This window comes from Pelomonas sp. KK5, assembly GCF_001984095.1.
Taxonomy (GTDB): Bacteria; Pseudomonadota; Gammaproteobacteria; order Burkholderiales; family Burkholderiaceae_C; genus KK5.
Genome location: NZ_LYVQ01000080.1, coordinates 1 through 26,072, shown reverse-complemented (window position 1 = coordinate 26,072; position 26,072 = coordinate 1). Strand labels below are relative to the sequence as shown.

Here is a 26,072-nt window from a genome sequence, read left to right as displayed (position 1 = left end):
TGGGCGGCCGCGGGGCTCGGCGGTGGCGGTCTCCCCTGCGGGTCGACTCCCTTGCGGTGCTCGCGGCTCGTGGCCCGAGCCCAACTCGCGCTGCTACGCCGCGCTCACACAAGGGGCTCGAAGTCAGTTCACGAAGCGCGCTGCGCGCGCGGCCACGAGCCACTGCGCTCCTCAGCGCCACCGAAGTCGCCCCGCAGCCGCCCAGGCCGCAGCGCTGCTGGCGCCAGCGGGTTTGCTCGGCGCGCAGGGCCGGGCTCGCCAGCAGTTCCTTCCGCGGACCGTGACGACGTGGGCGTCCCCGGACTTCGGCGAAGAACCTATTTCTTCTTCACCAGCCTGATCTGGAACAGCTTGGGCCACATCTTGCCGGTGACGAAGAGGCGCTTGGTGGCGGCGTCGTAGGCGATGCCGTTGAGCACGTCGGTCTGCGGGCCGCGGAACATCGGCGAGAGGATGCCGGTGAGGTCGATCCAGCCAAGGACCTTGCCGGTCCTTGGGTCGATGCGGGCGATGCGGTCGGTCTGCCAGATGTTGGCGTAGACCTCGCCTTCCACCCATTCCAGCTCGTTGAGCTGGGTCACCGGCTTGCCGTCGGCCGTCACCTTGACGCGCCGTTTCTCCTTCAGCGTGGCCGGGTCGATGAAGCGCAGCTCGGCCGTGCCGTCGCTCTGGATCAGCTCGGTCGCGTTCTTCGTCATGCCCCAGCCCTCGCCGGGGTAGCTGAACTTCTTGACGAAGGAGAAGTCGTCCGTCTTCAGCACGAAGCCGACCTGGGTCTGCCAGGTCAGGCCGATGATCTGGCCGTTCCATTCGACGATGCCTTCGCCGAACAGCTCCGGCGGCAGGTTGATGCCCTGCACCACCTCGCCGGTCTCCAGCCGCACCTTGCGCACCGTCGAATGGCCTTCCAGGCCGGTGCTCTCGTAGAGGAAACCGTCCTTGAAGAACAGGCCCTCGGTGAAGGCCTGCGGGTCGTGCGGATAGCTGCGCACGATCTCGAAGCCGTAGACGGGGATGTCGGCGTGGGCCGAGCCGGCCAGGACCAGCGCCAGCAGGAAGCCGAAGAACTTAACCATAGACGCTGACCTCCGGACGGCGCGCGAGAACTGCGATCGGCGGGGCCCAGCGTTCGCCGCGGCCCTTCTTGCTCGTCACCAGCGTGATCTCGGAGGGCTCGAAGACCTCCACGTTGTGCGTGATCGGCGTGGTCAGCAGGTACTGCGCGCGGGTGGAGCGCAGGAAGTGGCCGACCAGCTGGATGTTGCGCACGTCCAGGTGGGCGAAGGGCTCGTCGATGAAGACGAAACCGCCGGGGCTGTCGTCGTCCTTCATCAGGCCCACCAGCAGGATCAGGCTCTTCAGCACCTGCTGGCCGCCCGAGGCCTCCCCGTCGTTGAGGCCCACCTCGCCCTTGCCGTCGAAGTTGAAGCGCACGTGCAGGCCGGCCTGGGCCAGCACGAGGTCGTCGTTGTCCAGGTGCGGCAGGTCGGCCTGGGCCAGCACGCCGGCCAGTTCGCCCAGCTCGGCCACGTTCTTCTTGTAGCGGCGCACGGTGGCGCGCAGCACGTCGATGTAGCGCTCGCGGGCATTGAAGGCGGCGATGCGGGCCATCTCGTTGCTGGCGCGGCGGTCGTCCAGCTGGGTGCTCTGCTCCAGCACCGAGACGTGCATGCGCGCATGGCGGTCCTGCACGGCGGCATCGGTCTCCCAGTGGCCAGTCTCCAGCTCGGCCTGCACATGGCGCAGCGCGATCTCGGCCTGCTTGGCGTTCTCGAACTCGTCGCGCATGGCCTGGATGCGCGTGGGATGCACCCAGGAGGCCGGGAAGCGCTCACGGGCGTCGCGGGAGTGGCGGGACGCGAGGGCCAGGTCTTGCCTGCGGCCCTCGTGCTCGCGCAGCACACGCGTGACGTTGTCCTCGCTGTTCTTCAGCGTGCCCTGGGCCGACTCGTAGTCGCGCTCGCTGCGGGTGCAGTGCGTGAGCGCCCGGTCGTGCTCGGCTTCCAGCGCGGACATACGCGAGGCCGCCTCGGCGCGCGCCTGCTTCAGCGCCGGCAGGCGGGCACGGCCTTCGGCGAACTCGTCGGCGCGCTCGCTCAGCTCCTGCGCGGCCTTGTGGCCTTGCGCGGCGCGCTGCGCGTCCTTCAGCTGGCGCTCGGCCTCGGCCTGCTCCTTGGCGATGCGGCTGAGCTCCACGTCGTAGCGGCTCAGCTCCTTCTCCAGCGAGGCGCGCCGCGAGTCCAGCGCGGAGGCACCGAACTGATGGTCGCGCGGCTCGACGAAGAGGCTGCGGCCGCCACGGCCGTCGCGATAGTAGGCGTCGGGGGTGATCCATTCGCCGCCGGCCTTCGCTCCCGCCTCGGTGTCCTTGACGCAGCGGATCCCGCCCAGCTGGCGCAGCAGCCAGCCGGGGATCTTCGCGTTGATCTTCAGCGCGGCCAGCAGCGAATCCTTGGGCGCGACGGCCGGGGCGTTCTCGGCATCGGCCACGACGTAGTGCCGGTAGCGCTCGCGCGAGGCCAGGCCGAAGGCTCGTCCCTCGTCGCTCGAATGGGCCAGCACGACGACCCAGCGCGAGGGCCGCAGCAGGCCTTCGGCCGCCCCGCGCCAGGCTTCGTCGGCGATGTCGATGCAGTCGGCCAGCACATGGTGGGCAATGCCGGCATCGTCCAGCGCACGGCGGAAGCGCGTCACTTCAGAAGGCGGCGGCGGCAGGCGCTGGCCGGCCAGCGCGTCCATCGCCGCCTGCGCCTTGCGGGACTGGTCGTTGGTGCGGGTGTAGCTCTCGCGCAGGGCGTGCTGCTTGCTGGCCATGTCGGCCAGGCGCTGCGTGAGCTCGGCGGCATCGGTCTCCACCGCGGCCAGCGCCTTCAGCTCCTCCTCGCGCTTGGCCAGCAGCTCGATCGGCCGCTCGGCCTCGCGGTTGGCGTCGAAGGCGGCACGGGCCTGCTTGCGCTGGGCTTCCAGGTCCACCAGCTTCTGCTTCGCGGCCTCATGGGCCTGGAACAGCGCATGCAGCTCGGCGCGGCGGGCGGCCATCTGGCGCTTGTCGGTCGAGGCAAAGAGGCGCTGGCGGTGCAGATCGCGCAGCTGCTGCGCGGTCTTCTGGCGCTGCTCGCTCCACTGCAGCACCGGCACCACCTCGGCCGCCAGGCGCTCGCGCTCCTTCAGCCGCAGCTGGTACTGCTGGTAGCTGTTGACGCGGTTGGCCAGGTCGGACAGCTGCGCCTGCGTGTGCGAGAGCTCGTGCCCCGCCTGCTCCACTTCCTTGACCAGCTGCTGCTGGTGGCTGCGGGCCTGGTCGTAGCGGTCCAGCACCTCCTGGTCGCCGAAGACCTCGAACACCAGGCGAAGCAGCTCCTTCGGCGAGAGCTCGCACAGCCGGTCGGTCTGGCCCTGCTCCAGCGCGAGCACGCGGCCGATCGCGCGGGTCAGGCCGGCGGCTTCCAGGCGGCGCTTCCAGGCCTCGATGCCCATCCAGTCCTTGTCGCCACGGGCCATCAGCTCCTCGATGCCCTTGACGCCGTCCACCATCACGTAGCGGCGCTGCCAGTCGCCGCCCTGGCGCTCGATGCGGCAGGCCAGCGTGACCTGGTCGGCATAGAGCAGCGAGCTGGCGAAGGGGCGCGAGGAGTTCTGCCGGCCGCGCGGCCGGTTGTCCACCAGCGCGCGCAGCCAGGCGGTCTCCGCATTGGCGTGGCGGGCGTAGGTCTTGTAGGTACGGCCGCCCGAGCATTCCAGGCCCAGCAGCGTGCGCATCGCGTCGAGCAGCGTCGTCTTACCGGAGCCGTTGGGGCCGGCGATGGTGATGATGGCGCCGTCCAGCGGCATCGTGACGCGCTGGCAGTAGTCCCAGTGCAGCAGTTCCAGCGATTGCAGGTGAAACATCCGTCAGATCTCTTCGCTGTCTTCGATATGTTCTTGTTCGGGCTCGCGCAGGCGGGCGATGGCCGCGGCAGCGACCGGGTCGGTCGAGCGGGCCAGCACGTCGCCCAGGGCGCCGTCGAGGATGCGCGGCGCCAGCGTGTCGTAGTCCAGCAGCAGGTCCAGCAGCGGGCCTTCGGCGATGTCCTCGTTGCGGCGGATGATGAAGCCGTTGCGCTCCAGCAGCTTCAGGTTGGTGTCCAGCCGCATCTTCTTGCCGAGCTGGTTGCCGAAGTCGGCCAGCAGGCTGCGGTAGGAGACGGTGGGCGAGACGCTGGCCGCCAGCGGCAGCGGCTTGTCGGTGGCGAACATCTCGCCCTGCCCTTCCTCGGCGGCCTCGGCGCGGGCCAGCTGGCGCTGCCGCTTGGGCAGCACGATCAGCGACCATAGCACCACCAGCAGCGCCACGCCGTCGCGCGGCAGGTCCAGGTTGTTGTTGGCCGCCAGGCCGGTCTCGCCGAACACGGCCACCTCGGCCGGGCGCAGCATCGCCAGCGTGATGTGGTCGGCGTAGAGGTTGTCCACCACGCGCATGCCCACGGCGGCCAGGCGCTCGTTGAGCCGCTGCCAGATGTCCTGGTCGATCAGCGCGCGGCGCACCAGCGAGTGGTTGCGCGGCAGCCAGCGGCGCGCAAGGAGCTGAGCCGCCAGCTGGGCGGCTTCGTCAAACGATGGATTCATTCAGCTTGATCCTCTGGGACGGCACGCAGCACGCCGCGGCTCATCCACTTGATGTATTCGTCGTCCACCTCGCCCTGCTCGGCCGACCATTGCACGCGCCAGGGCTGGCGCGCCATGTCGCCGGTGGCGCCGGCCAGGTGCTGGGCCTGCGGGTCGCCCAGCAGCGGCAGCAGCTGCGCGCGGTAGGAGGCTCGGGCATAGCTGCCGCCGAGCACCGCGGGGGCCAGGTCTTGCACCACCTCGCCGGACTCGGTCCAGCGCCCCAGCAGCGCCTGCATGATGTCCATCTCCGGCGGCAGGGACATCACCGCCAGCTCGCCGTTCGGCGCCGCCTGCGGCACCGGCAGCGCCTCGCCGGCCTGGGGCACGGGGCGGTCGCGCTCGAACTCGGCCTCGGCCATGTCCAGCAGCTCGTGCTGCGCCACCAGCACCGGATGGACCGGCCGCGACAGCGCACCCAGCGAGAGGTTCTCCAGGAAGTGCACGCCCTGCAGCCAGCGGCGCACGTCGGTCGTGGTGATGCCGGTGGAGCCCAGCGTGACCCGTTGGCGGTCCACCTGCTGCAGCGCGCGGTTGAACTGGCTGGCCATCGCCAGCAGCCGCGCCTGGGCCAGGCCCAGCTCGCGGGCCAGGCGCTCCAGCCGCGCATTGCCGTCGGCCTGGGCCTGCTCGATCACCGCCTTCAGCACCTCGCTGGCCCGCTCGACCAGCTTCAGCGCCCGTTCGAAGCGCTGGCGCGCGCGGCGCAGGTGGAACTCGCTGCCGCTGGCGATCGCGTCCGCGAACTCGTCGTACAGGCGCGAGAGCTGGGCCTGCAGGTGGTGCAGCTGGGCCGGGTCCAGCGTGCCCATCTGGTGGGCGCCGGCCACGCTGGCCAGCAGCGCGGCGAGGTCGGAATCCTGTTCGCCGGCTTGCGTCAGCGGCGACAGCACGCCCATCACCCGCTGCGCCAGCGGCGTCACGCCGTATTGCTGGTTGCCGGCGTCCCAGGCCAGCAGCTCCGCCTCGCGCAGGCGCTTGAGCACCAGGTCCAGCGCTTCCTCGCGCAGCGCGTGGAAGTGCAGGTTCAGCGCCTCGCGCGACACCCGCGACTCCGGCAGCGCCATCAGCTCCATGAACACCCAGACCCGCAGCCGCACCAGCGCGGCGGGCCCGTGGCACAGCGCGCGCAAGGCATTCAGGAGCGGCTCGTTGCGCTCCAGCTGCCACCACAGCAGCGCCTCGGTGGGCGCCGCGCCCTCGCGGAAATAGTCTTCGAAGCGCTGTTCCTGCTCCTCCCCGGAGCCGGAACTACCGGGAATAGCGCTTGCCTCGTTCTCGATCATGGGCGCGATTATCCCCGGATGGCAGGATGCATTTGGTCACAGGACCGGTCCGGTCCGACCCTATGCTGGCGCGATGAATCGCATGTTCCGCCACGGCCCTTCCACCCTGCTCGTCCTGCTGCTCGCTGCCTGCGCCTCCACCAACCGACCGCCGGCGCCCGCGCCATCGCCCCCTTCGCCGCGCCCGGCGCCCTCCGCCGACGCCCAGCGCCAGGCCGAATTCGACCGCAGCCAGCAACGCTGGCACGGTGCGCCGGTGAAGGAGCTGGTGTCCAAGCTGGGCCCGCCCACGCTGCGCGCCGAGCAGGAGGACGGGCACAAGGTGCTGGTCTACGTCAAGACGGCCAAGCTCAGCGGCCCGACCGGGCCGATCCCATTCCGTTGCGTTGTTCGTTATGTATTGGACAACCCCGGCGAACGCGTGGCATCGCACACGATCGAAGGTTGCTAGCATCCGTCCATAACGATCAAACCGGACGGAGGGTTCTCCATGGCGTCCATGGTTCGTCTGCTGGCCGCGTTCGCGCTGGCGCTGGCCGCTCCCGCCTGGGCCCAGCCCGAGGACTGGTTCGCCTGCGCGCCGGAGGGCGAGGTGTGCAAGATCGGCGGCGACAGCCTGGTCCGCTTCGGCAGCGCCGGCCGCTATGCCTACCGCATCGCCAGCGAGGACCAGCCCTGCACCGTCGCCACCTTCGGCCATGATCCCGCTCCCAAGGCCGCCAAGCGCTGCGAGGTCTTCCCCGGCTGGCGCCGGCACGCGCGCTACCGCGAATGGCTGCAGATGGGCTCGACCCAGGGCGACTGGACCGTCTGCGCCAACGAGGGCGACACCTGCCGCCTGCCCGGCGAGGGCTTCGTGCGCTACGGCGCCGAGGGCCGCTACGCCGAGCGCAAGGCCGTGGCCGAAGTGGGCTGCAACAGCGCCCTGTTCGGCGATCCGATGGCCGGCATCGCCAAGCAGTGCGCCTACCAGCTGACCCGCACCGGCGCCGCCGTGGCCCAGGCGGCGCGCACCCAGGCCGCGGCCCCGGCGCCCGCCCCGCTCTCGATCCGCCGCATCCTGCCCTGGAAGCCCTGCTCCCGCGAGGGCGAGCGCTGCGAGTTCCGCGGCCCGGCCATCGTGCGCTTCGGCGTGCCGGGGCGCTACTTCATCGAGGAAGGCTTCGACGGGATGCGCTGCGTCAGCGAGAGCTTCGGCGAAGATCCGGCGCCCGGGCGCGAGAAGCGCTGCGAGATCCTGAAGATCGACTGAGGCCATGACCTTGAACTTCGACGCCATCATCATCGGCGCCGGCCAGGCCGGCCCGGCGCTGGCCGAACGCCTGTGCGCCGCCGGCATGAAGGTCGCCGTGGTCGAGCGCAAGCATTTCGGCGGCACCTGCGTGAACACCGGCTGCATGCCGACCAAGGCCCTGGTAGCCAGCGCCCATGCGGCGCATCTGGCCCGGCGGGCGGCGGATTTCGGCGTCACGCTCGGCGGCGCGGTGGGCATCGACATGCCCGCGGTGAAGGCACGCAAGGATCGGGTCACGATGACCGCGCGCGGCAATATCGAGAAGTGGCTGGGCGGCATGGCCGGCTGCACGGTGATCCGCGGCCATGCGCGCTTCGAGTCCGCCCATGAGCTGTCGGTCGGCGAGCAGCGGCTGACGGCGCCGCGCATCTTCATCAACGTCGGCGGCCGGGCCCTGCGGCCGCCGATGCCGGGCATAGACCGCGTGCGCACGCTGGACAACGTCTCGGTGCTGGAGCTGGACACCGTGCCCGGGCACCTGGTGATCGTCGGCGGCAGTTATATCGGCCTGGAGTTCGCCCAGGTCTGGCGGCGCTTCGGCGCGCCGGTGACGGTGGTCGAGAAATCGCCCCGGCTACTCGGCCGCGAGGACGAGGAGGTCTCCGCCGCCATCCAGTCCATCCTGGAGGCCGAGGGCATCGCCTTCCGTCTCGGCGCCGAATGCATTGCCTTCGAGCCGCAGCCGGACGGCCGCATCGCCGTCGGCGTCGACTGCCGCGACGGCGAGCCTCGGGTGATCGGCTCGCACGCGCTGCTGGCCGTCGGCCGCCGGCCCAATACCGACGAGCTGGGCCTGGACAAGGCCGGCATCGCCGTCGACGAGCGCGGCTACATCAAGGTGGACGAGCAACTGGCCACCTCGGTCCCGGGCGTCTGGGCGCTGGGCGACTGCAACGGCCGCGGCGCCTTCACCCACACCGCCTACAACGACTTCGAGATCGTCGCCGCGAACCTGCTCGACGGAGGTAGCCGCCGCGTCACCGACCGCATCGACTGCTACGCCCTCTTCATCGATCCGCCGCTGGGCCGGGTCGGCACGAGCGAGGCGCAGGCGCGCCAGGCCGGCCACCGGGTGCGGGTCGGGCGCCGGCCGATGACCCGCGTCGGCCGCGCGATCGAGAAGAGCGAGACGCAGGGCCTGATGAAGGTGGTGATCGACGCGGACAGCGACGCGATCCTCGGCGCCGCCATCCTCGGTGTCGGCGGCGACGAGGCCATCCACGGCCTGCTCGCCGCGATGGGCGCCGGCCAGACGGCGGGCGACCTCGCGCGCACCGTGCCGATCCATCCGACGGTGGCCGAGCTCGTGCCGACGGTGATCCTCGGCGCCAAGCCGGACTGAAACCGCGATGCACCGCGCCTCCGTCGGCCTGCAGCGTTATGCCTTCGCCGACCTGCGCACCTTGCTGGCCAAGGCGTCGCCGATCCGTTCCGGCGACCAGCTGGCCGGCATCGCCGCCGACAGCGCCGCCGAGCGGGTGGCCGCCTGCATGGCGCTGGCCGAGCTGCCGCTGGCGACCTTCCTGAACGAGGCGCTGATTCCCTACGAGCAGGACGAGGTGACGCGGCTGATCGTCGACGGCCACGACGCAGCCGCCTTCGCGCCGGTCGCCCATCTCACCGTCGGCGCCTTCCGCGACTGGCTGCTGGCCGCGGCGCCCGAGGCCATCGCCGCCCTCGCCCCGGGCCTGACGCCGGAGATGGTGGCCGCCGTCTCCAAGCTGATGCGCAACCAGGATCTGATCCTGGTGGCCAGCCGGTGCCAGGTCTTGACCCGCTTCAGGTCGTCGTTAGGACTGAAGGGCCGCCTCGCCACCCGGCTGCAACCCAACCACCCGACCGACGATCCCGCCGGCATCGCTGCCAGCCTGCTCGACGGGCTGCTGATGGGCGCCGGCGACGCGGTCATCGGCATCAACCCGGCCAATGACAGCGTGCCCGCGCTGTGCCGCCTGCTGGCGCTGCTGGACGAGCTGATCCGGCGCCACGGCATCCCGACGCAGTCCTGCGTGCTGGCCCACGTCACCAGCACGCTGCAGGCGATCGAGCTGGGCGCGCCGGTGGACCTGGTGTTCCAGTCGATCGCCGGCACCGAGGCGGCCAACCGCAGTTTCGGCATCGGCCTGGCCTTGCTCGACGAAGCACATGCGGCAGTACGGTCGGTGCAGCGCGGCGGCGAGCACCTGATGTACTTCGAAACCGGCCAGGGCAGCGCGCTCTCGGCCGGCGCCCACCACGGCGTGGACCAGCAGACGCTGGAGGCCCGGGCCTATGCGGTGGCGCGGCGCTACCGGCCGCTGCTGGTGAACACCGTCGTCGGCTTCATCGGGCCGGAGTACCTGTACGACGGCAAGCAGATCACCCGCGCCGGGCTGGAGGACCACTTCTGCGGCAAGCTGCTGGGCCTGCCGATGGGCTGCGACATCTGCTACACCAACCACGCCGAGGCCGACCAGGACGACATGGACGGCCTGCTGGTGCAACTGTCCAGCGCCGGGCTCAACTTCATGATGGGCGTGCCGGGCGCCGATGACGTGATGCTGAACTACCAGAGCAGTTCCTTCCACGACCAGCTGTTCGTGCGCGAGCTGCTGGGCCTCAAGCGCGCGCCGGAGTTCGAGGCCTGGCTGCAGCGCGTGGGCATTGCCGACGACGCGGGCCGGCTGCTGCCGGGCGCCGAACGGTTCGCGCTCGGGTTCGAGCTGCCAGGGCCATGAACAACGATCTCTGGCAGCGCCTGCGCGGCCTGACGCCTGCCCGCATCGCGCTGGGCCGCAGCGGCGCGAGCCTGCCGACGACCGAGTGGCTGGCCTTCGCGGCCGCCCATGCGCAGGCGCGGGATGCGGTCCACACGCCGCTGGATGCCGACGCGCTGACGGGCCAATTGAGCGGATGCCTGCAGGTGCGCAGCCGCGCCGCCACGCGAGACATCTACCTGCGCCGGCCCGATCTCGGCCGCCGCTTGGACGGCGCCTGCGAACTCCCCCCGGGCCCCTGCGACCTCGCCCTCGTGCTCGCCGACGGGCTCTCCGCCGCCGCCCTGCAGGCCCACGGTGCGGCCGTGCTGGACGCACTGCTTCCGCTGCTGCCGGCAGGCCTGTCGATCGCCCCGCCCGTCATCGCACTGCAGGCCCGCGTCGCCCTGGGCGACGAGATCGGCCAGCGCCTCGGCGCGCGGCTGGTGCTCGTGCTGATCGGCGAGCGGCCCGGCCTGTCCTCGCCCGACAGCCTGGGCGCCTACCTGACCTGGGCGCCGGCCGTCGGCCGCAGCGATGCCGAGCGCAACTGCGTCAGCAATATCCGCCCGGCCGGGCTTCCTCCCGGGCAGGCTGCAGCGCGACTGGCCTGGCTGATCGCACAGGCCTTGCGCCGCGGCCTCACCGGCATCGGGCTGAAGGACGACAGCGCCGGCGTGGCGACCCTTCCAGCGATTTGAACGCTGCGCTCAAGTCCGCTGGCTTGTCGCGGCCGGCAATGAGCTCAAACTGATGCTCATGATGAACACGCGCCTCCCCACCTACTTCCTGTCGCACGGCGGCGGCCCCTGGCCCTATATGGACGGCCCCTTCCGCGCCCACTTCACCCAGCTGGAAGCCTCGCTGAAGGCGATCCCGCAGGAACTGGGCGTCAAGCCCAGGGCCGTGCTGATGATCTCCGGCCATTGGGAGGAGCGCGCCGGCTTCGCCGTGATGGCCTCGCCGAGGCCGCCGATGGTCTACGACTACGGCGGCTTTCCGCCGCACACCTACACCGTGACGTACCCGGCGCCGGGTGATCCGGCGCTGGCCGAGCGGGTGCGCGGCCTGATCGCCGCCGCCGGCCTGCCCGCGGGGCTGGACGCCGAACGCGGCTTCGACCACGGCGCCTTCACGACGATGTTCCCGATGTACCCGGACGCCGAGGTGCCGCTGGTGCAGCTGTCCATGCATGCGGGCTACGACCCCGAGGCGCACCTGGCGCTGGGCCGCGCGCTGGCGCCGCTGCGCGACGAGGGCGTGCTGATCGTCGGCAGCGGGCTGAGCTATCACAACCTGCGTGCCTTCGGCCCCGGCGCGAAGGCGGCGTCCGGCCAGTTCGACGGCTGGCTGCAGCATGCGCTGCTGGAGGTGCCGCCGGCCGAGCGCAGCGAGCTGCTGCGCCACTGGAGCGAGGCACCCGCCGCCCGGCAGGCGCACCCGCGCGAGGATCACCTGATCCCGCTGATGGTGGCTGTCGGTGCAGCAGAGAACGAGGCCGGCGCCTGCATCTATCACGAGCCCGACTTCATGGGCGGCGTGACGGCGTCGAGCTTCCGCTTCGGCTGATCAGCCCTTCAAGGCCGCCAGGCGCTCGGTGACCTCGCGCTTGCCGACGCCGCGCAGCGCGGCGATCGCGGCCAGGCTCTTGCCACGCGGCTTGGACTTGCCCGTCTCCCAGGCATAGACCGATTGGCCGGTGGTGCCGACCAGCAGGCCGAAGTCCGCGGCGGAGAGGCCCAGGCGCTTGCGATTGGCGGCCAGGCCGCCGGCGCGGAAGCGCAGGCTGCTCCCTTCGTCCTCGGTCTCGGCCGTCTCCGGCTCGGCCGTGGCGTGCTTGCCGAGGCGGCGCACGGCCTTCTCAAGCTCCTGCAGCCGCCGCTTGAGGGCGGCGATCTCGCTGCGTTGTGTGGAGACGGCCTTCTTCAGGCTGTCGTTCTCGACCCGGAGTTCCTTGCGGGCCAGCCGCGTGACTTCGGCTTTCAGGACGGATGCGATGTTCGGCATCCGTCCATTTTGCACGCTTCCGGCACTTCAGCTCCAGCCGCCGCCCAGGGCCTTGATGAGGCCGATCGTCGACTGGTACTGCGCCGCCCTCACCTGCAGGGCCTGCCGACGTAACGCCAGCTCACTACGGCGTGCATCGAGCAGTTCCAGCTGGCTCACCAGGCCGTTGCGATAACGCGAATCCGACAGGGCCAGCGCGCGCTCGGCCGAAGCCACCGCCTGCGCCTGCACCTGGGCCTGTTCGCCCAGCAGCTGCAGCGCGGAAAGCTGGTCTTCCACTTCCTTGAAGGCCGTCAGCACCTGCTCGCGGTAGTTGGCTGCCACGCCGTCGAGCTGGGCGGCCGCGCCCTGCACGGCCGCCTCGCGGCGGCCGCCGTCGAACAGCGGCAGGCTCAGCAGCGCGTTGACGCCCCACAGTCCCGCCGAGGTCTTGAACAGGTCGGAGAGCTCGGGCGAGGCGCCGCCACCGGCCGCCGTCAGCGTCAGCGTCGGGAACCAGGCCTTCTGGGCCACGCCCAGGCGCGCCTGCGCCGCCATCAGGCTGGCCTGCGCGGCGGCCACGTCGGGCCGGCGCTCCAGCATGCGGCTGGGCACGCCGGCGGGAATGGCCGGCACCTGCTCGGCCCAGTTGCCGCTGGTGACGGTCAGCTCGCTCGGCAGGTCGCCGACCAGCAGGGCCAGCGCGTGCTCCAGTTCCGCGCGGCGGCGGTCCAGTTCCAGCGCCTGCGACTGCGTGGCGGCGACTTCGGTGCGCACGCGGGCGACGTCGAGTTCGGCGATGTCGCCGGCCCGTTGGCGGCGCTCGGTCAGCGCCAGCGTCTCCTGGTAGGCCGTCACCGTCTCGCGCATCAGCGCGCGTTCCGCGTCGAGGGCGCGCAGCGCGAAGTAGGTCTGCGCCACCTGCGACTGCACCAGCAGCTGGGTGGCCTGCAGCAGCGATTCGCGCGACCTGGCGTCCAGCGCCGCGGCCTGGCTGGCCTGCGAGAGCCGGCCGATCAGGTCCAGCTCGTAGGAGGCGTCGAGCCGCACCTGGTGCAGCGTGCCGGCCAGCGCCTGCGAGCGGTAGTAGTCGCCACCCTGGCGGCCGCTGGCGGCGCTCAGGCCCACTTGCGGCAAGCGTGCCGCGTCGGCATTGCGCAGCAGCGCGCGGGCCTCGGCCAGGCGGGCGCCGGCCTGCTGAAGCTGGGTGTTATGCGCAAGTGCCTGTTCGGTGAGTTGGTCGAGCTGCGCGTCGTCGAAGGCCTTCCACCAGGCCGCCTGCGCGGCCAGCGAGGACTGGGCCGACGTGCCCTTGAAGGCCGTGGGCACGGCCGGCATCGCATGCGGTTCGGGCGTGGCGATATTGGCGCAGCCGGCCAGCACCAGCGCGGCAGCGAGAACGGATAGAGCGAGTTTCATGTTCGACTCCTTATTCATGATCGTGGCGAGGCGCCGCGGGCAGCGGGCGGGCATCGCCATGCGCAGCCGGCGTGCCGGCGAAGGCCTCGAGGTGGACGTCCGCGCTACCGTGCAGCTTCAGCGGACGGTTGCCGGTCAGCGCGCGCAGCAGCACGTAGAAGACCGGCGTCAGGAACAGGCCGAAGGCGGTCACGCCGATCATCCCGGCGAACACGGCCACGCCCATCGCGGCGCGCATCTCCGAGCCAGCGCCGGTGGACAGCACCAGCGGCACCACGCCCATGATGAAGGCCATCGAGGTCATCAGGATCGGGCGCAGGCGCAGGCGTGCGGCTTCAATGGCGGCTTCCAGCGGCTTGCGTCCGGCGAACTCCAGCTCGCGGGCGAACTCGACGATCAGGATCGCGTTCTTCGCACTCAAGCCCACCAGCACCATCAGGCCGATCTGGGTGAAGACGTTGTTGTCGCCCTTGGTGAGCCAGACGCCGGCCATCGCCGCCATCAGGCCCATCGGCACGATCAGCAGGATCGCCAGCGGCAGGGTCAGGCTCTCGTACTGGGCAGCCAGCACCAGGAAGACCAGCAGGATGGCCAGCGGGAACACCCAGATCGCGGAGTTGCCGGCCAGGATCTCCTGGTAGGTCAGCTCGGTCCACTCGTAGCTGATGCCCTTGGGCAGCGTCTCGGCGGCGATGCGCTTGATCGCGTCCTGCGCCTGGCCCGAGCTGAAGCCCGGGGCCGGGCCGCCGTTGATGTCGGCAGAGAGGAAGCCGTTGTAGCGCATCGCGCGCTCCGGGCCCACCGAGTTCTCCACCTTCATCAGCGCGGACAGCGGCACCATCTCGCCCGAGTTCGAACGCACCTTCAGCTGGCCGATGTCCTCGGCGCGGGCGCGGAAGGCCGCGTCGGCCTGGACACGCACGGAGTACGTGCGGCCGAACTTGTTGAAGTCGTTGACGTACAGGCTGCCGAGGTAGATCTGCATCGTGTCGAACACGTCCGTCACCGCCACGCCCAGCTGGCGCGCCTTGGTGCGGTCGATGTCGGCGTAGAGCTGCGGCGTGTTGACCTGGTAGCTGCTGAACATGCCGGCCAGCTCGGGCGTCTTGTAGGCCTTGGCCATGAAGGCCTTCAGCGCCTGGTCCAGCGCCTCGTAGCCGAGGCCGCCGCGGTCTTCCAGCTGCAGCTTGAAGCCGCCGGTCGTGCCGAGGCCCTGCACCGGCGGGGGCGGGAACATGACGATGAAGGCGTCCTGGATCTGGCCGTACTGCTGGTTCAGCGACTGGGCGATCGCGCCGGCCGACAGCGCCTTGCCCTTGCGCTGGTCGAAGTCCTTCAGCGAGGCGAAGACGATGCCGGAGTTGGAGCTGTTGGTGAAGCCGTTGATCGACAGGCCCGGGAAGGCGATCGCGTGCTCGACGCCAGGCGTCTTGGTCGTGATCTCGGTCATGCGGCGGATCACGTCTTCGGTGCGGTCCAGCGTGGCGCCGTCAGGCAGCTGCGCAAAGCCGATCAGGTACTGCTTGTCCTGCGCCGGCACGAAGCCGCCCGGCACGGCCTTGAACAGGCCCAGGGTCAGCAGGATCAGGCCGGCATACAGCACCAGCATCGGCGTCTTGCGGCGGATGGCCTTCTGCACGCCGCCGCCATAGGCTTCGGAGCCGCGCTTGAAGAAGCGGTTGAAGCCGGCGAAGAAGCGGCCGAAGACGAAGTCCATGCCGCGGGTCAGCGCGTCCTTGGGCGCGTCATGACCCTTCAGCAGCACCGCGGCCAGGGCGGGCGACAGCGTCAGCGAGTTGACGGCGGAGATCACCGTGGAGATGGCGATCGTCAGCGCGAACTGGCGGTAGAACTGCCCCGTCAGGCCCGTGATGAAGGCCAGCGGCACGAACACGGCGACCAGCACCAGCGCGATCGCGATGATCGGCCCGGAGACTTCGCGCATCGCACGATACGTGGCCTCACGCGGGGTCAGTCCGGCTTCGATGTTGCGTTCGACGTTCTCGACCACGACGATCGCGTCGTCCACCACGATGCCGATCGCGAGCACCAGGCCGAACAGGCTCAGCGCATTGATCGAGAAGCCGAACAGGTGCATGACGGCAAACGTGCCCACCACCGACACCGGCACGGCCAGCAGCGGGATGATGGACGCGCGCCAGGTCTGCAGGAACAGGATCACGACGACCACGACCAGCGCGATCGCTTCCAGCAGGGTGTGCACCACCGATTCGATGGAGGCGCGCACGAACTGGGTCGGGTCGTAGACGATGCTGTAGTCCACGCCCTCGGGCATGGTCTGCTTGATCTCGGCCATGGTCGCGCGGACCTGGTCGGAGATGCTGATCGCGTTGGAGCCCGGCGCGGCGAAGATCGGCACGGCTACGGCATCCTTGTTGTCCAGCAGCGAGCGCAGCGCGTAGCCGGAGGCGCCCAGCTCGATGCGGCCGAGCTCGCCCAGGCGCGTGACCGCGCCGCCGGCATCGGTCTTGACGATGATGTCGGCGAACTCGTCCTCGGTCTGCAGGCGGCCCTGCGCGTTCACCGAGAGCTGCAGGTCGATGCCCTGCAGGCCCGGCGAGGCGCCGACGACACCGGCCGCGGCCTGGATGTTCTGGCTGCGGATCGCGGCCACCACATCAGACGCCGACAGGCCGTGCTGCGCCACCTTCTGCGGGTCCAGCCAGATGCGCATCGCATAGTCGCCGGAGCCGAACAGCTGCACGTCGCCCACGCCCTGGAGCCGCGCGAGGCGGTCCTTGACGTTGAGCACCGCGTAGTTGCGCAGGTAGGTCATGTCGTAGCGGCCGTTGGGCGACAGCAAGTGCACGACCATGGTCAGGTCGGGCGAGCTCTTGATCGTCGTCACGCCCAGGCGCCGCACTTCCTCGGGCAGGCGCGGCTCGGCCTGCGAGACGCGGTTCTGCACGAGCTGCTGGGCCTTGTCGGCGTCGGTGCCGAGCTTGAACGTCACGGTCAGCGTCATCAGGCCGTCGGTCGTCGCCTGGCTGCTCATGTAGAGCATGCCTTCGACGCCGTTGAGCGACTCTTCCAGCGGCGTCGCCACCGTCTCGGCGATCACCTTCGGGTTGGCGCCGGGGTAGTTGGCGCGGACGACCACCGAGGGCGGGACGACCTCGGGGTACTCGGAGATCGGCAGGCCCCGCACGGCGATCAGTCCGGCCAGCACCATCAGCACGGAGATCACGCCGGCGAAGATCGGCCGGTCGATGAAGAATTTGGATAGATTCATTTGGGGAACTCCCTCATCAGATCTTTTCGTCGGCCCGGGCCTTGGCGGCCTGGACCTCGGGCTTGGCGTCCATCGCGACCGAGGTCGGCGCCAGCAGCGCCCCCGGTTGCACGCGCTGCAGCCCGTTGACGACGATGCGCTCGCCGGCCCTCAGGCCGTCGGTGACGACGCGCAGGCCCTTGGCGGACGCGCCCAGCTTCACCTCGCGGTACTCGGCATGGCTGTCCTTGTCGACCACCATCACGAAGCGCTTGCTCTGGTCGGTGCCGACCGCGCGCTCGTTGATCAGCAGCGCCGCGTGGGTGCTGGCCTCGCCCATGCGCAGGCGGGCGAACTGGCCCGGCATCAGCGAGCCGTCCTTGTTGTCGAAGACGGCGCGCACGCGCACGGTGCCGCTGCGGGCGTTGACCTGGTTGTCGATCAGCTGCAGCTTGCCTTCCAGCGGCGTGCCGTCCTGGCCCAGCGTGCCCATCTGCACCGGCACGCGGTCCAGCTTGGCGCGCTCGCTCAGCGCCTTGGCCACGACCTGCTCGTCGGCATCGAAGCTGGCGTAGATCGGGCTGACCGAGACCAGCGTGCTCAGCAGCGGCGCGCTGGGGCCGGCGGCCACCTGGTTGCCGGCGGTGATCTCCAGCTTGCCCATGCGGCCGGCGACCGGCGCGCGCAGCTGCGTGTACGACAGGTTCAGCTTGGCGGCCTGCAGGCCGGCCTGGGCGGCGCGCAGGTTGGCGTCGGCCTCGCGCTGGGCGTTGCTGCGCTCGTCGAACTCGCGCTGGGCGATGGCGCTCTCGGCCAGCAGGCGCTGGGCGCGGGCCACGTCGCTGGTGGTGTAGGTGGCGCGGGCCTTGGCGGCGGCCACCTGCGCCTCGGCGCGGTCCACCTCGGCCTGGTAGGGCGCGGGGTCCAGGCTGATCAGCAGGTCGCCCTGGTGGACCAGCGCGCCTTCGCGGAAGTGGACGGCCTGGACGGTGCCCGGCACGCGAGGGCGCAGCTCCACCCGCTCGACGGCTTCGAGGCGGCCGGAGAACTCGGCCCAGTTCTGCACGTCGCTGGCCTGCACCGCGGCCACCGAGACCGGCGTGGCCTGGATGGCGGCCGGGCCGGCTTCGGCCGGCTCGGCGGCGAAGAGCCCATAACCCGCAGCCATGACGGCAGCCAGGGCGGTGAGCGAGGTGCCGGCGACCCACAGGCGACGGCTCAGTTGCGGAGTGATTTGTTGGTGGTGAGACATGGCAATGGCTCCATCAGGTTTCTTGGGACAAAAGCGCGGCTCCACCCGGGCCTCGTGCGGCCAGGCAGGGACGTTCTGCGGGGAATCAGCGGCGGCCGTCAGCGGAGGCTGAAGGCCGGGTTGTCAACAGCGTCGATACTGTCGGCAGTGATCTGCAAGGGTCATGTGCAACTCCTCACTATTTCGTAATGACCGTTATTGAATGGCAATGTAGTGGTCTTGCCTGCGGTCGTCAAGACATTTAATATCGATCCTTATGGAAATCGAAAAAACCACCCGATCACGCGGCCGGCCCCTGTCGTTCGACCGCGACACAGCGCTCGAGAAGGCCATGCACGTGTTCTGGCAACGCGGCTACGAGGCCGCCTCGATCTCCGAACTCACCACGGCCATGGGCATCACCGCCCCCAGCCTCTACAGCGCCTTCGGCGACAAGGAACACCTGTTCCTCACCGCTATCGAGCGCTATGCCAACGGGCCCGCCGCCGGCTTCCCGCTGGCGCTGGAGGAAGAGCCCACCGCCTACGCCGCGATCCGCCGCCTGCTGCTGGAAGCCGCCGAGGAATACACCCGCGCCAACCAGCCCAAGGGCTGCATGATCGCGATGGCTGCCACCAACTGCACCCAGGCCTCCGCCCACATCCAGGCGGCGCTGGCCAAGCGCCGCGAGGCAGGCATCACCGGCATCCGCTGCCGCATCGAGTGCGGCATCCAGAAGAAGGAGCTGGCCGCCGAGACCGACGCCGCCCGCCTTGCCAATTTCTACGCCACCGTCTACCGCGGCATGGCGCTCCAGGCCGCCGACGGCGCCAGCCATGAAACGCTGGTCGGTGTGGCTGAGGCCGCCATGCAGGCCTGGCCCGGCGCCGTGGGATGAACTTTACGGGTCAGTGGGACTCGGGCGTTAGATCGATCCTCGCCGGTCCTTGCCTGATTCTCTTGAGACGCGCACCATAACGATCAGTCTCCACGGGGTGCTTTGCGCGATCCTCGCGACTGTTTGCACGATGCTCCAGACCTGAGCCTGACCGGCTCGACCGCCCGCACGCCCGTCGTCAAGATATGCCCATGCTGACCGCCTTCAAACGCCAGGAATCCGGTGACCGCTCGGCCGAGCAGATGCAGATCACCGTGATGCGCGCCGAGCTGGCCGCGCAGATCGAACGCCATACCGCCGGCATCGACGGCATCCATGCCACCGCCGTGCCCCAGCTCGGCCTGGCGCGCCTGACCGAGCCGCCGCCGATGGGCCACGCGCTGCACCAGCCGGCGCTGTGCGTGCTGGCGCAGGGCAGCAAGCGCCTGATCCTCAACGACGAGGTCTACGTCTACGACAGCAGCACCTACCTGGTCGTGTCGCAGAACCTGCCGGTCAGCGGGCATGTGATCGCTGCCTCGCGCGATGTGCCCTACCTGGGCCTGAAGGTCGAGTTCGACCCGCGCGAGATCGCCTCGCTGGTGCTGGAACTGGGCGCCACCATCGACGCGCCCCGCCGCGCCGAGCGCGCGATGTTCACCGGCGAGATGAGCACCGCCCTGCTGGACCCGCTGCTGCGCCTGGTGAACCTGCTGGACACGCCGGCCGACATCGCCACGCTGGCGCCGCTGTGCAAGCGCGAGATCCTCTACCGCGTGCTGCGCTCGCCCGAAGGATGGCGACTGGCGCAGATGGCCGTGACCGACAGCCACAGCCAGCGCATCACGCAGGTCATCAACTGGCTGCACACGAACTTCGACCGCCCGCTGCAGGTGGAGGCGCTGGCACGCGATGCGGCCATGAGCGTCTCCTCGCTGCATGCGCACTTCAAGTCCGTCACCGCGATGAGCCCGCTGCAGTTCCAGAAGCAGCTGCGGCTGCAGGAAGCGCGGCGCATCATGCTGGCCGAGCGGGTGGACGCCGGGCTGGCCGGCCACCGCGTGGGCTACGAGAGCGCCTCGCAGTTCAACCGCGAGTACGCCCGCTTCTTCGGCGCTCCGCCGGCGCGCGACATCAAGCGCCTGCGCGAGGAGCACATCGGGCCTACCAGCGCTGCAGAAGGAAGCGCCCGAGCGGCGTGAACACCAGCGCGAAGGCCAGCAGGTTCAGGCCCACGGTCAGCCAGAAGATCGTCGAGAACGGCCGCTTGGCCGACTTGTGCCGCAGCAACTGGCGCCCCAGCAGCGCGCCGGGCCAGCCGCAGGCCAGCGCCAGCAGGTGCAGCGTGCGCTCGGACACCCCGGTCGCGGCCCAGGCGGGCGGCCCGCTTGTCGCCCCAGTAGACGATGAAGGTGGCCAGGCTCATCGCCATGTAGGCGCCCCAGACCGCCGGCGGCAGGGGCCACAGCAGGTCCACCGCCAGGTAGGCGGCGGCGAAGGCGGGGAGCAGCCAGAGCGAGGTGGCGCGCGGGCGTGAGGGCCTGTTGCCGCCGGCAGGCGGCGCCACCGGCGCGGCCAGCCGCCGCACGTCCAGCGCCCGCCGCTTGCCCTGGGCGTCGATGCCGGCCTGGTAGCTCAGCGCCTCGCCCGCGCGCGGCGCCCCATGGCTCAGCGCAAAGGCCCGCGCGTGGACGAAGATCCGCGCGCCGCCGCCGTCGGGCGTGATGAAGCCGTAGCCGCGGCCCTCGTCCCATTGAGTCAATCGTCCCTGCTCCCGCATGGGGCGCGACTGTGCCACAGCCGGGTCGGATCCCGCTCAGACGCAGGCGTTCAGGTTCAGGCCGATCGGCGTGGGGACGGAGGTGTAGGCGGCCGCGCCGCTGCCGGAATTGAACATCTGCTGGCGGATCGCCCGCACCTGGCTGCTCAGTGCGTCGATCTGCGCCTGGCCCGACAGGGTCTTGGCCGAGGGGCAGTTGACGCAGTCGGCCAGCTTGTTCTCCACCCGCATCAGCTGGGCGTCCAGCGTCAGCGGCAGGCGGGCCACGGCGACCTTCTGCTCGGCCTTCGGGCTGGCCGCAGCCTGGGTGGCAGACGAAGAAGCCTGCGCCGCCCCGGCGTCACGCGCCGCCGCGGGCGCCGGCGCGGCGGCCGTCGCGCCGGCAGCCGCTACCGGCGACACAGGACCAGACGCCGTCGGCGCCGCCACCGGCTGGGCCGGGGTGACGTTGACGACGGGCGTGATCGTGATCGTCGTGGACGTGCTGATGGCGCTGAACATGGGCAGCCTTCACTTCTCCTTCTTCGTGTTTTCGTCGGGCGTTCTGCGGACTTGAGGACTTTTTTTCAAATTCCCTGCAAAAAATATCAGAAATCGGGCCGCTTGCTAACTGGCAGCTTCAGCGGTGCAGAATCAGCCGCATGAGCACCACGACCACCTTCGAAGTCCCCGACATCAGCTGCGGCCACTGCGCCCGGGCGATCACCGAGGCCGTCAAGGCCCTCGACCCGGATGCGCGCGTGGACGTGGACCTCGCCAGCAAGCGGGTCAGCATCGACGGCAGCTTCCTGGCGGAATCCCGGCTGGCCGAGGCGCTGCGCGAGGCGGGCTACACGCCGGAACCGGCCTGAACTTCGCATCCTTCGTCGCAGACTGAGGCTCGCTTGACGATGCGAGCCTCCACCAACGCCCAAGGCTCGCCACCACTGCCCGCTCCCAGAATGCGGGCATGACTCCCTCATCAGCAAGCAATCCGCACTGGCGGCGCAACCTCGCCGTCTGCATGGCCGGCTCGTTCACGACCATCATCGCGATGACGCTGCTGCTGCCCTTCCTGCCGCTGTACGTCGAGCAGCTGGGCGTCAAGGATCCGGCCGCCGTCGTCCAATGCTCCGGCGCGGCCTTCGGCGCCACCTTCTTCACGGCAGCCCTGTGCGCGCCACTGTGGGGGCGGCTTGCCGACCGCTACGGCCGCAAGCTGATGCTGATCCGCGCGAGCCTGGGCATGGCGGTCGCAATGGCGCTGATCGGGCTGGCGCAGAGCGCCTGGCAGTTGGTCGCGCTGCGCCTGCTGGCCGGGCTGTTGGGCGGCTACGCCTCCGGCTCGACCGTGCTGGTGGCCACGCAGACGCCGAAGGACCGAACAGGCTGGGCACTGGGAACGCTGGCCTCGGCGGTCATGGCAGGCAATCTGGTCGGGCCGCTGCTGGGCGGCGTGCTGCCGCCGCTGATCGGCATCCGCAACACCTTCTTCGCCTGTGGGGCGCTGATCTTCGCCGCCTTCCTGGCCACCGCGCTGCTGATCCGCGAGGACCATCGACCGGCGCCGCCGAAGGCCGGTGCCGCCACCGCCGGCTGGGCAGCGATCCCGGATACGAAGCCGCTGTTCGCGATGCTGCTGACCGGCATGCTGCTGATGCTGGCGAACATGTCGATCGAGCCGATCATCACGGTCTACGTGGCGCAACTGGTGCCCGATCCGGCGCAGGTGACGATGACGGCGGGCGTGGTGATGTCGGCCGCGGCGCTGGGCAGCATCCTCTCGGCCTCGCGGCTGGGCCGGCTGGCCGACCGCATCGGCCACTGGAACGTGATCGTGCTGTGCCTGGCCGCCGCGGCGCTGCTCCTCGTGCCGCAGGCGCTGGTCAGCGCCGGCTGGCAGCTGGTGCTGCTGCGCTTCCTGATGGGCCTGGCGCTGGGCGGACTGCTGCCCTGCGTGGCCAGCGTGATCCGCCACCGCGTGCCCGAAGGCATGGCCGGCCAGATGCTCGGCTGGTCCACCTCGGCGCAATACGCGGGCCAGGTCGTCGGGCCGCTGCTGGGCGGCTTTGTCGGCGGGCATGTGGGCATGCGCGCGGTGTTCTGGGGCACCTGTGTGCTGATGGCGGGCGGGGCGGCCTGGAACTGGCGCGTCAAGACATAAAAACACCGCGGCTTTGCGCGGTGTTTCAGAGGAGGCTCATGCCACGAAGCGACGTGATGCCGGAACTAAAAAAGCCCGCCGAAGCGGGCTTTCCTTGCTTAGCGGCCGAAACCGCCGCGGCGCGGGCCGCCGGCCGGCGGGCCGTTGCGCTTCGGGCCGCGATCGTTGTTGAACGACGGACGGTCACCGAAGGACGGGCGGCGGTCGCCGCCGTCGAAGCGCGGCTTGTCGCCACCAAAGGCCGGGCGATCCTGGCGCGGTGCGAAGCCGCGGTTCTCGCCTTGCGGGGCGAAGGGCTTGCGCTCGAAGTGCTGCGGACGGCCTTCAAAATTGCCACGCTGCTCGCCCTGGCCGCGATGGGCGAAGTCGCCACGGGGTTGGAACTCGCCACGCGGCTGGAACTCGCCACGCGGTGCGAAGTCGCGCGGGCCGCCGCCTTCACCACGCACGAAAGGCTTGCCGGCATCGCGATGGAAGCCCTGGCCGCCACCGCCGAACTTGTTGCCCCAGCCCGGCTTGCTGCCGCCACCGAAGCCGCCCGGACGGCCGCCACGCGGACGGTCTTCGAAACCGGCACCCGCGGGGCGCGGCGGGAAGATGCGCGGCTCTTGCGTCTTGGGCTCCAGGCCTTCGATGTGGGCCACCGGAATGGTCTGCGTCGTGAACTGCTGGATGCGGCGGATCATCGACACGTCGTCGCGCACGGCCAGCGTGATCGCCAGGCCTTCGCGGCCGGCGCGGCCGGTACGGCCGATGCGGTGCACATAGTCCTCGGCCTTCATCGGCAGGCCGTAGTTGACGACGTGGGAGATCGTCGGCACGTCGATGCCGCGGGCGGCCACGTCGGTGGCGACCAGCACGCGCACTTCCTTGCGGCGCAGCGCCATCAGCACGCGGTTGCGGCGGCCTTGCGGCATGCCGCCGTGCAGCGGGGCGACCGAGTGGCCGATGTCCTGCAGGCGCTCGGCCAGCCAGTCGGCATCACGCTGGGTGCTGGTGAAGACCACGGCCTGGTCGACATCGCTGCCGCCCAGGATGCTTTCCAGCAGCTGGTCCTTGTGGTTGTTGTTGTCGGCCCAGTGCAGGCGCTGGGTGATGTTCTCGTGGGTGTCGGTGTGGCCCGACACGTCCACGCGCTGCGGCTCGCGCAGCAGCTGCTGGGCCAGGCGGCCGACGTGGCCGGCGAAGGTGGCGCTGAACATCACGGTCTGGCGCTCGGCCGGGGTCTTGTCGGCGATGAAGTTGATGTCGTCGATGAAGCCCATGTCCAGCATGCGGTCGGCTTCGTCGAGCACCAGCATCTGCACGTTCTCGAGGTTGCACTTGCCCGACTGGATGTGATCCATCAGGCGGCCCGGCGTGGCGATCAGGATGTCCAGCGGCGAGGTGAGCTGCTTGATCTGCAGCGGGTAGGGCATGCCGCCCAGCACGGTGCAGATGCGCAGGCCCGGCACATGGCGGCCGTAGGTCTGCGCGGCCTTGGCGACCTGCATCGCCAGTTCGCGGGTCGGGGCCAGCACGAGCACGCGCGGGCCGTAGTTCTTGCCGCGCGGGCGGGCGGCGTCGGCCTGGCGGTGGGCCAGGATCTTGTCCAGCGCCGGCAGCACGAAGGCGGCGGTCTTGCCCGAGCCGGTGCGCGAGGAGCCCATCAGGTCCGTGCCCTTCAGCGCGGCGGGAATAGCTTGCGCCTGGATGTCGGTCGGGGTCTCATAACCCGCATCCTTGACGGCGCGGACGAGGGACTCATGCAGGCCCAGATTCTCGAAACTCATTTCTGTCTTCTTTCAACAAAGCCATGCCGCGCCGCCCGGCTAGAGGCAGCGAGAACAGGCGTCCGCTCACGTGGGCCGAAAGCCCTACGGGACGGATCAGTAAAGTCGCTGGGAGAAAGCTCGCGTCGAGCACCAGAGTCAAAGAAAGACTTGGCGCGGCGCCGGTGGAACAGTCAAAGCGACGGCATCGCCGCCGACCGAACCACGCAGGGTGTCCTGTGCAGAATTGACAGAACGAGGTCAGAGGAGACGTACGAACCAGCGGGGCAGTCCCCGCCGAGACCGCTAATGTAGCACGTTAGGGTTTTCTCTAGCAAGCTTTTATGCATCGTATTTATACTCGCGGCCCGGTCGGCAGTTCACCCAGGCCTTGCCGCGCGACGACCTCGCGAGCTAAACCTGCCTCTTCCTACAAGCATTCCGTTCACGTGGATCGTTATGTCGACGCGTGCGCCCATGCTGCAAGTCGGCAAGCCCAGCGGCCCTCTCCAGGGATCTTTGAGCAGAAGGGCGCGCGCTGTGGAGATCAACGACCATGCCTCGTGAAGCCATCGCCTGCCCGGTGCAGGACCTTTCCGCCTTCGCCAAGTCCTTGCGCAAGCAACTGGCGGAGCAGCCCGAACCGCCCAGCCATCTGAGCTTGATGAACATGCTGGCCCGCGCTGCCGGCCATCGCAACCTGCAGGCGCTGAAGGCGGCCGCGGCCATCGCCACGCCGGCCAAGGCCAGTCGCCTGCCGGAACGCCAGCGCATCGCACCGGCGCGCGGCCCGCGCCATCCGGACCTCAGCGACACCGCCGACCGCGCGCTGCGCCAGTTCGATGCCCAGGGCCGGCTGATGCGCTGGCCCACGCGGTACCTGGTGCAGCGCTACGCGATCTGGGGCCTGTGGCTGCACTTCGACGGCAAGCGCACGTACACCGAATCCGAGGTCAACACGATCCTGAACGCCCGCCACGGCTTCGGCGACCACTGCACGCTGCGCCGCGAGCTGGTCAACATGAAGCTGCTGGCCCGCACGCCGGACGGCGCCGAGTACCGCAAGCAGCCGGCCCGGCCCGAAGCCGATGTAGCCGCGCTGCTGCGCGAACTGCGGGCGCGCTCAGCCCAGTAGCTCGGCGTCCAGCCAGCCGCGCAGGCTGTTGATGAAGGCCAGGCCCTCGGCGCGCTGCAGGTCTTCCACGCGAATGCGGCCGCTGCGCAGCTTGCCCTGCTGCAGCAGTTCCTCGCGCAGCACGCCGGGCAGCAGGCCGCAGGCGGCCGGCGGCGTGATCCACCAGCCGTCGAGCCTGACGGCGAGATTGCCGAAGCTGCATTCGGTCAGCTCGCCGGCGCGGTTGAACAGGATCACGTCGAAGGCACCCGCCGGCTTGGCATCGACGAAGGGCTGGTAGATCTCGCGGCGGGTGGTCTTGTGCTGCAGGAACTCGGCGGCCGGACCTTCGGTGTCGATCGGCGCGTGGGCCAGCGCGAGCTTGACCGTGCCCGGCGTGGCCGGCAGCGGGACGCACTGGGTCGCGATCTCGCCGCCGGCGGACACGGTCAGTCGAACCCTGAAGTTATCGGCCGGGCGCTGGAGCGCCAGCAACTCCAGCGCGTCGCGCACGGCGCCCGGCTGCAGCTTGATGCCGAAGTGGCGCGCCGTGCGCTGCAGGCGCGCGAGGTGTCCGTCG

At 70.1% G+C, this 26,072-nt stretch carries 23 protein-coding genes and 1 pseudogene; 11 read left to right on the top strand and 13 right to left on the bottom strand.

Annotation, left to right across the window (positions count from 1 at the left end):
• Nucleotides 1–317 precede the first annotated feature (317 nt).
• Genes B0W88_RS14375 through B0W88_RS14360 form a run of 4 tightly spaced genes read right to left on the bottom strand, consistent with a single transcriptional unit; the run spans nucleotide 318 to nucleotide 5,930 of the window.
• Nucleotides 318–1,076, bottom strand: a complete 759-nt coding sequence (locus tag B0W88_RS14375; protein WP_077035337.1) for a glutaminyl-peptide cyclotransferase — start codon at nucleotides 1,074–1,076, stop codon at nucleotides 318–320.
• Nucleotides 1,069–3,888 (bottom strand): ATP-binding protein, encoded by a 2,820-nt coding sequence (locus B0W88_RS14370; protein ID WP_077035336.1) that lies wholly within the window; start codon nucleotides 3,886–3,888, stop codon nucleotides 1,069–1,071. The genes B0W88_RS14375 and B0W88_RS14370 overlap by 8 nt, the downstream gene beginning before the upstream one ends.
• Nucleotides 3,889–3,891: 3 nt before the next feature.
• A complete protein-coding gene (locus B0W88_RS14365) occupies nucleotides 3,892–4,605 on the bottom strand; it encodes a hypothetical protein (protein ID WP_077035335.1) in 714 nt (237 codons plus the stop codon).
• The gene (locus tag B0W88_RS14360; RefSeq protein WP_198937840.1) at nucleotides 4,602–5,930 is read right to left on the bottom strand and encodes a hypothetical protein; all 1,329 of its coding nucleotides are present in this window, start codon (nucleotides 5,928–5,930) and stop codon (nucleotides 4,602–4,604) included. Before B0W88_RS14360 ends, B0W88_RS14365 begins: the two co-directional genes overlap by 4 nt.
• A 73-nt stretch (nucleotides 5,931–6,003) precedes the next feature.
• Between B0W88_RS14360 and B0W88_RS14355 the strand changes: the two genes are divergently transcribed.
• From B0W88_RS14355 to B0W88_RS14330, 6 genes are read left to right on the top strand one after another with little or no spacing between them, the layout of a single operon-like run.
• A complete protein-coding gene (locus B0W88_RS14355; RefSeq protein WP_144006768.1) occupies nucleotides 6,004–6,381 on the top strand; it encodes a hypothetical protein in 378 nt (125 codons plus the stop codon).
• Between the two features lie 39 nt (nucleotides 6,382–6,420).
• Nucleotides 6,421–7,182, top strand: a complete 762-nt coding sequence (locus B0W88_RS14350; RefSeq protein WP_077035333.1) for a hypothetical protein — start codon at nucleotides 6,421–6,423, stop codon at nucleotides 7,180–7,182.
• A gap of 4 nt (nucleotides 7,183–7,186) precedes the next feature.
• Nucleotides 7,187–8,566: an FAD-containing oxidoreductase gene (locus B0W88_RS14345; RefSeq protein ID WP_077035332.1), complete on the top strand. Its 1,380-nt coding sequence runs from the start codon at nucleotides 7,187–7,189 to the stop codon at nucleotides 8,564–8,566.
• Between the two features lie 7 nt (nucleotides 8,567–8,573).
• Nucleotides 8,574–9,941, top strand: a complete 1,368-nt coding sequence (locus B0W88_RS14340) for an ethanolamine ammonia-lyase subunit EutB (protein WP_077035331.1) — start codon at nucleotides 8,574–8,576, stop codon at nucleotides 9,939–9,941.
• Nucleotides 9,938–10,660: an ethanolamine ammonia-lyase subunit EutC gene (gene eutC / locus B0W88_RS14335; RefSeq protein ID WP_077035330.1), complete on the top strand. Its 723-nt coding sequence runs from the start codon at nucleotides 9,938–9,940 to the stop codon at nucleotides 10,658–10,660. Before B0W88_RS14340 ends, eutC begins: the two co-directional genes overlap by 4 nt.
• 58 nt (nucleotides 10,661–10,718) lie before the next feature.
• Nucleotides 10,719–11,528, top strand: coding sequence for a class III extradiol ring-cleavage dioxygenase (locus B0W88_RS14330; protein ID WP_369973888.1), 810 nt, complete (start codon nucleotides 10,719–10,721; stop codon nucleotides 11,526–11,528).
• Here the strand turns inward: B0W88_RS14330 and B0W88_RS14325 are convergent, their stop codons facing one another.
• Genes B0W88_RS14325 through B0W88_RS14310 form a run of 4 tightly spaced genes read right to left on the bottom strand, consistent with a single transcriptional unit; the run spans nucleotide 11,529 to nucleotide 17,848 of the window.
• The gene (locus tag B0W88_RS14325) at nucleotides 11,529–11,966 is read right to left on the bottom strand and encodes a DNA-binding transcriptional regulator (protein ID WP_077035328.1); all 438 of its coding nucleotides are present in this window, start codon (nucleotides 11,964–11,966) and stop codon (nucleotides 11,529–11,531) included.
• 27 nt (nucleotides 11,967–11,993) lie between these two features.
• Nucleotides 11,994–13,364 (bottom strand): efflux transporter outer membrane subunit, encoded by a 1,371-nt coding sequence (locus tag B0W88_RS14320; RefSeq protein ID WP_233151715.1) that lies wholly within the window; start codon nucleotides 13,362–13,364, stop codon nucleotides 11,994–11,996.
• A 10-nt stretch (nucleotides 13,365–13,374) separates the two neighbouring features.
• Complete coding sequence (locus B0W88_RS14315; RefSeq protein ID WP_077035327.1) at nucleotides 13,375–16,617, bottom strand: efflux RND transporter permease subunit; 3,243 nt, start codon at nucleotides 16,615–16,617, stop codon at nucleotides 13,375–13,377.
• A gap of 16 nt (nucleotides 16,618–16,633) precedes the next feature.
• Nucleotides 16,634–17,848: an efflux RND transporter periplasmic adaptor subunit gene (locus tag B0W88_RS14310; protein WP_077035326.1), complete on the bottom strand. Its 1,215-nt coding sequence runs from the start codon at nucleotides 17,846–17,848 to the stop codon at nucleotides 16,634–16,636.
• A 256-nt stretch (nucleotides 17,849–18,104) separates the two neighbouring features.
• Between B0W88_RS14310 and B0W88_RS14305 the strand changes: the two genes are divergently transcribed.
• Together B0W88_RS14305 and B0W88_RS14300 are read left to right on the top strand one after the other, a co-directional pair.
• A complete protein-coding gene (locus B0W88_RS14305; protein WP_077035325.1) occupies nucleotides 18,105–18,725 on the top strand; it encodes a TetR/AcrR family transcriptional regulator in 621 nt (206 codons plus the stop codon).
• A 191-nt stretch (nucleotides 18,726–18,916) separates the two neighbouring features.
• A complete protein-coding gene (locus B0W88_RS14300) occupies nucleotides 18,917–19,906 on the top strand; it encodes an AraC family transcriptional regulator (RefSeq protein WP_233151713.1) in 990 nt (329 codons plus the stop codon).
• On the opposite strand, the gene B0W88_RS32580 is transcribed toward B0W88_RS14300, so the two are convergent.
• The 3 genes and pseudogenes from B0W88_RS32580 to B0W88_RS14290 all read right to left on the bottom strand — a co-directional run bounded on the left by B0W88_RS32580 (nucleotide 19,869) and on the right by B0W88_RS14290 (nucleotide 20,985).
• Nucleotides 19,869–20,063, bottom strand: a complete 195-nt coding sequence (locus tag B0W88_RS32580; protein WP_233151712.1) for a DUF1294 domain-containing protein — start codon at nucleotides 20,061–20,063, stop codon at nucleotides 19,869–19,871. The genes B0W88_RS14300 and B0W88_RS32580 overlap by 38 nt on opposite strands.
• A 235-nt stretch (nucleotides 20,064–20,298) precedes the next feature.
• Nucleotides 20,299–20,484, bottom strand: a pseudogene (locus B0W88_RS35320) (cold shock domain-containing protein); the annotation flags it as partial.
• Nucleotides 20,485–20,520: 36 nt separating this feature from the next.
• Nucleotides 20,521–20,985 carry a hypothetical protein gene (locus B0W88_RS14290; protein ID WP_077035324.1) on the bottom strand — a complete coding sequence of 155 codons (465 nt, stop codon included), beginning with the start codon at nucleotides 20,983–20,985 and terminating at the stop codon, nucleotides 20,521–20,523.
• 140 nt (nucleotides 20,986–21,125) lie between these two features.
• Here B0W88_RS14290 and B0W88_RS14285 point away from each other — a divergent pair, with 140 nt between their 5' ends.
• Entirely contained in the window at nucleotides 21,126–21,335 is a 210-nt protein-coding gene (locus B0W88_RS14285; RefSeq protein WP_077035323.1) for a heavy-metal-associated domain-containing protein, read from the top strand.
• A 98-nt stretch (nucleotides 21,336–21,433) separates the two neighbouring features.
• The gene (locus B0W88_RS14280; protein WP_077035322.1) at nucleotides 21,434–22,627 is read left to right on the top strand and encodes an MFS transporter; all 1,194 of its coding nucleotides are present in this window, start codon (nucleotides 21,434–21,436) and stop codon (nucleotides 22,625–22,627) included.
• A gap of 98 nt (nucleotides 22,628–22,725) precedes the next feature.
• On the opposite strand, the gene B0W88_RS14275 is transcribed toward B0W88_RS14280, so the two are convergent.
• Nucleotides 22,726–24,399 (bottom strand): DEAD/DEAH box helicase, encoded by a 1,674-nt coding sequence (locus tag B0W88_RS14275; protein ID WP_077035321.1) that lies wholly within the window; start codon nucleotides 24,397–24,399, stop codon nucleotides 22,726–22,728.
• A 535-nt stretch (nucleotides 24,400–24,934) separates the two neighbouring features.
• Here B0W88_RS14275 and B0W88_RS14270 point away from each other — a divergent pair.
• Nucleotides 24,935–25,513 (top strand): DUF2087 domain-containing protein, encoded by a 579-nt coding sequence (locus tag B0W88_RS14270; protein WP_077035320.1) that lies wholly within the window; start codon nucleotides 24,935–24,937, stop codon nucleotides 25,511–25,513.
• Here the strand turns inward: B0W88_RS14270 and B0W88_RS14265 are convergent.
• Nucleotides 25,502–26,072 (bottom strand): aminotransferase class IV (locus tag B0W88_RS14265; protein ID WP_198937839.1); only part of this gene is annotated, 571 nt, incomplete at its 5' end. The two genes, B0W88_RS14270 and B0W88_RS14265, sit on opposite strands and share 12 nt — an antisense overlap.

Bases quoted from the DNA above. Each gene is read 5' to 3' on its own strand.
- B0W88_RS14375 (WP_077035337.1), bottom strand. From the start codon at position 1,076: ATGGTTAAGTTCTTCGGCTTCCTGCTGGCGCTGGTCCTGGCCGGCTCG.
- B0W88_RS14370 (WP_077035336.1), bottom strand. From the start codon at position 3,888: ATGTTTCACCTGCAATCGCTGGAACTGCTGCACTGGGACTACTGCCAG.
- B0W88_RS14365 (WP_077035335.1), bottom strand. From the start codon at position 4,605: ATGAATCCATCGTTTGACGAAGCCGCCCAGCTGGCGGCTCAGCTCCTT.
- B0W88_RS14360 (WP_198937840.1), bottom strand. From the start codon at position 5,930: ATGATCGAGAACGAGGCAAGCGCTATTCCCGGTAGTTCCGGCTCCGGG.
- B0W88_RS14355 (WP_144006768.1), top strand. From the start codon at position 6,004: ATGAATCGCATGTTCCGCCACGGCCCTTCCACCCTGCTCGTCCTGCTG.
- B0W88_RS14350 (WP_077035333.1), top strand. From the start codon at position 6,421: ATGGCGTCCATGGTTCGTCTGCTGGCCGCGTTCGCGCTGGCGCTGGCC.
- B0W88_RS14345 (WP_077035332.1), top strand. From the start codon at position 7,187: ATGACCTTGAACTTCGACGCCATCATCATCGGCGCCGGCCAGGCCGGC.
- B0W88_RS14340 (WP_077035331.1), top strand. From the start codon at position 8,574: ATGCACCGCGCCTCCGTCGGCCTGCAGCGTTATGCCTTCGCCGACCTG.
- eutC (WP_077035330.1), top strand. From the start codon at position 9,938: ATGAACAACGATCTCTGGCAGCGCCTGCGCGGCCTGACGCCTGCCCGC.
- B0W88_RS14330 (WP_369973888.1), top strand. From the start codon at position 10,719: ATGATGAACACGCGCCTCCCCACCTACTTCCTGTCGCACGGCGGCGGC.
- B0W88_RS14325 (WP_077035328.1), bottom strand. From the start codon at position 11,966: ATGCCGAACATCGCATCCGTCCTGAAAGCCGAAGTCACGCGGCTGGCC.
- B0W88_RS14320 (WP_233151715.1), bottom strand. From the start codon at position 13,364: ATGAAACTCGCTCTATCCGTTCTCGCTGCCGCGCTGGTGCTGGCCGGC.
- B0W88_RS14315 (WP_077035327.1), bottom strand. From the start codon at position 16,617: ATGAATCTATCCAAATTCTTCATCGACCGGCCGATCTTCGCCGGCGTG.
- B0W88_RS14310 (WP_077035326.1), bottom strand. From the start codon at position 17,848: ATGTCTCACCACCAACAAATCACTCCGCAACTGAGCCGTCGCCTGTGG.
- B0W88_RS14305 (WP_077035325.1), top strand. From the start codon at position 18,105: ATGGAAATCGAAAAAACCACCCGATCACGCGGCCGGCCCCTGTCGTTC.
- B0W88_RS14300 (WP_233151713.1), top strand. From the start codon at position 18,917: ATGCTGACCGCCTTCAAACGCCAGGAATCCGGTGACCGCTCGGCCGAG.
- B0W88_RS14290 (WP_077035324.1), bottom strand. From the start codon at position 20,985: ATGTTCAGCGCCATCAGCACGTCCACGACGATCACGATCACGCCCGTC.
- B0W88_RS14285 (WP_077035323.1), top strand. From the start codon at position 21,126: ATGAGCACCACGACCACCTTCGAAGTCCCCGACATCAGCTGCGGCCAC.
- B0W88_RS14280 (WP_077035322.1), top strand. From the start codon at position 21,434: ATGACTCCCTCATCAGCAAGCAATCCGCACTGGCGGCGCAACCTCGCC.
- B0W88_RS14275 (WP_077035321.1), bottom strand. From the start codon at position 24,399: ATGAGTTTCGAGAATCTGGGCCTGCATGAGTCCCTCGTCCGCGCCGTC.
- B0W88_RS14270 (WP_077035320.1), top strand. From the start codon at position 24,935: ATGCCTCGTGAAGCCATCGCCTGCCCGGTGCAGGACCTTTCCGCCTTC.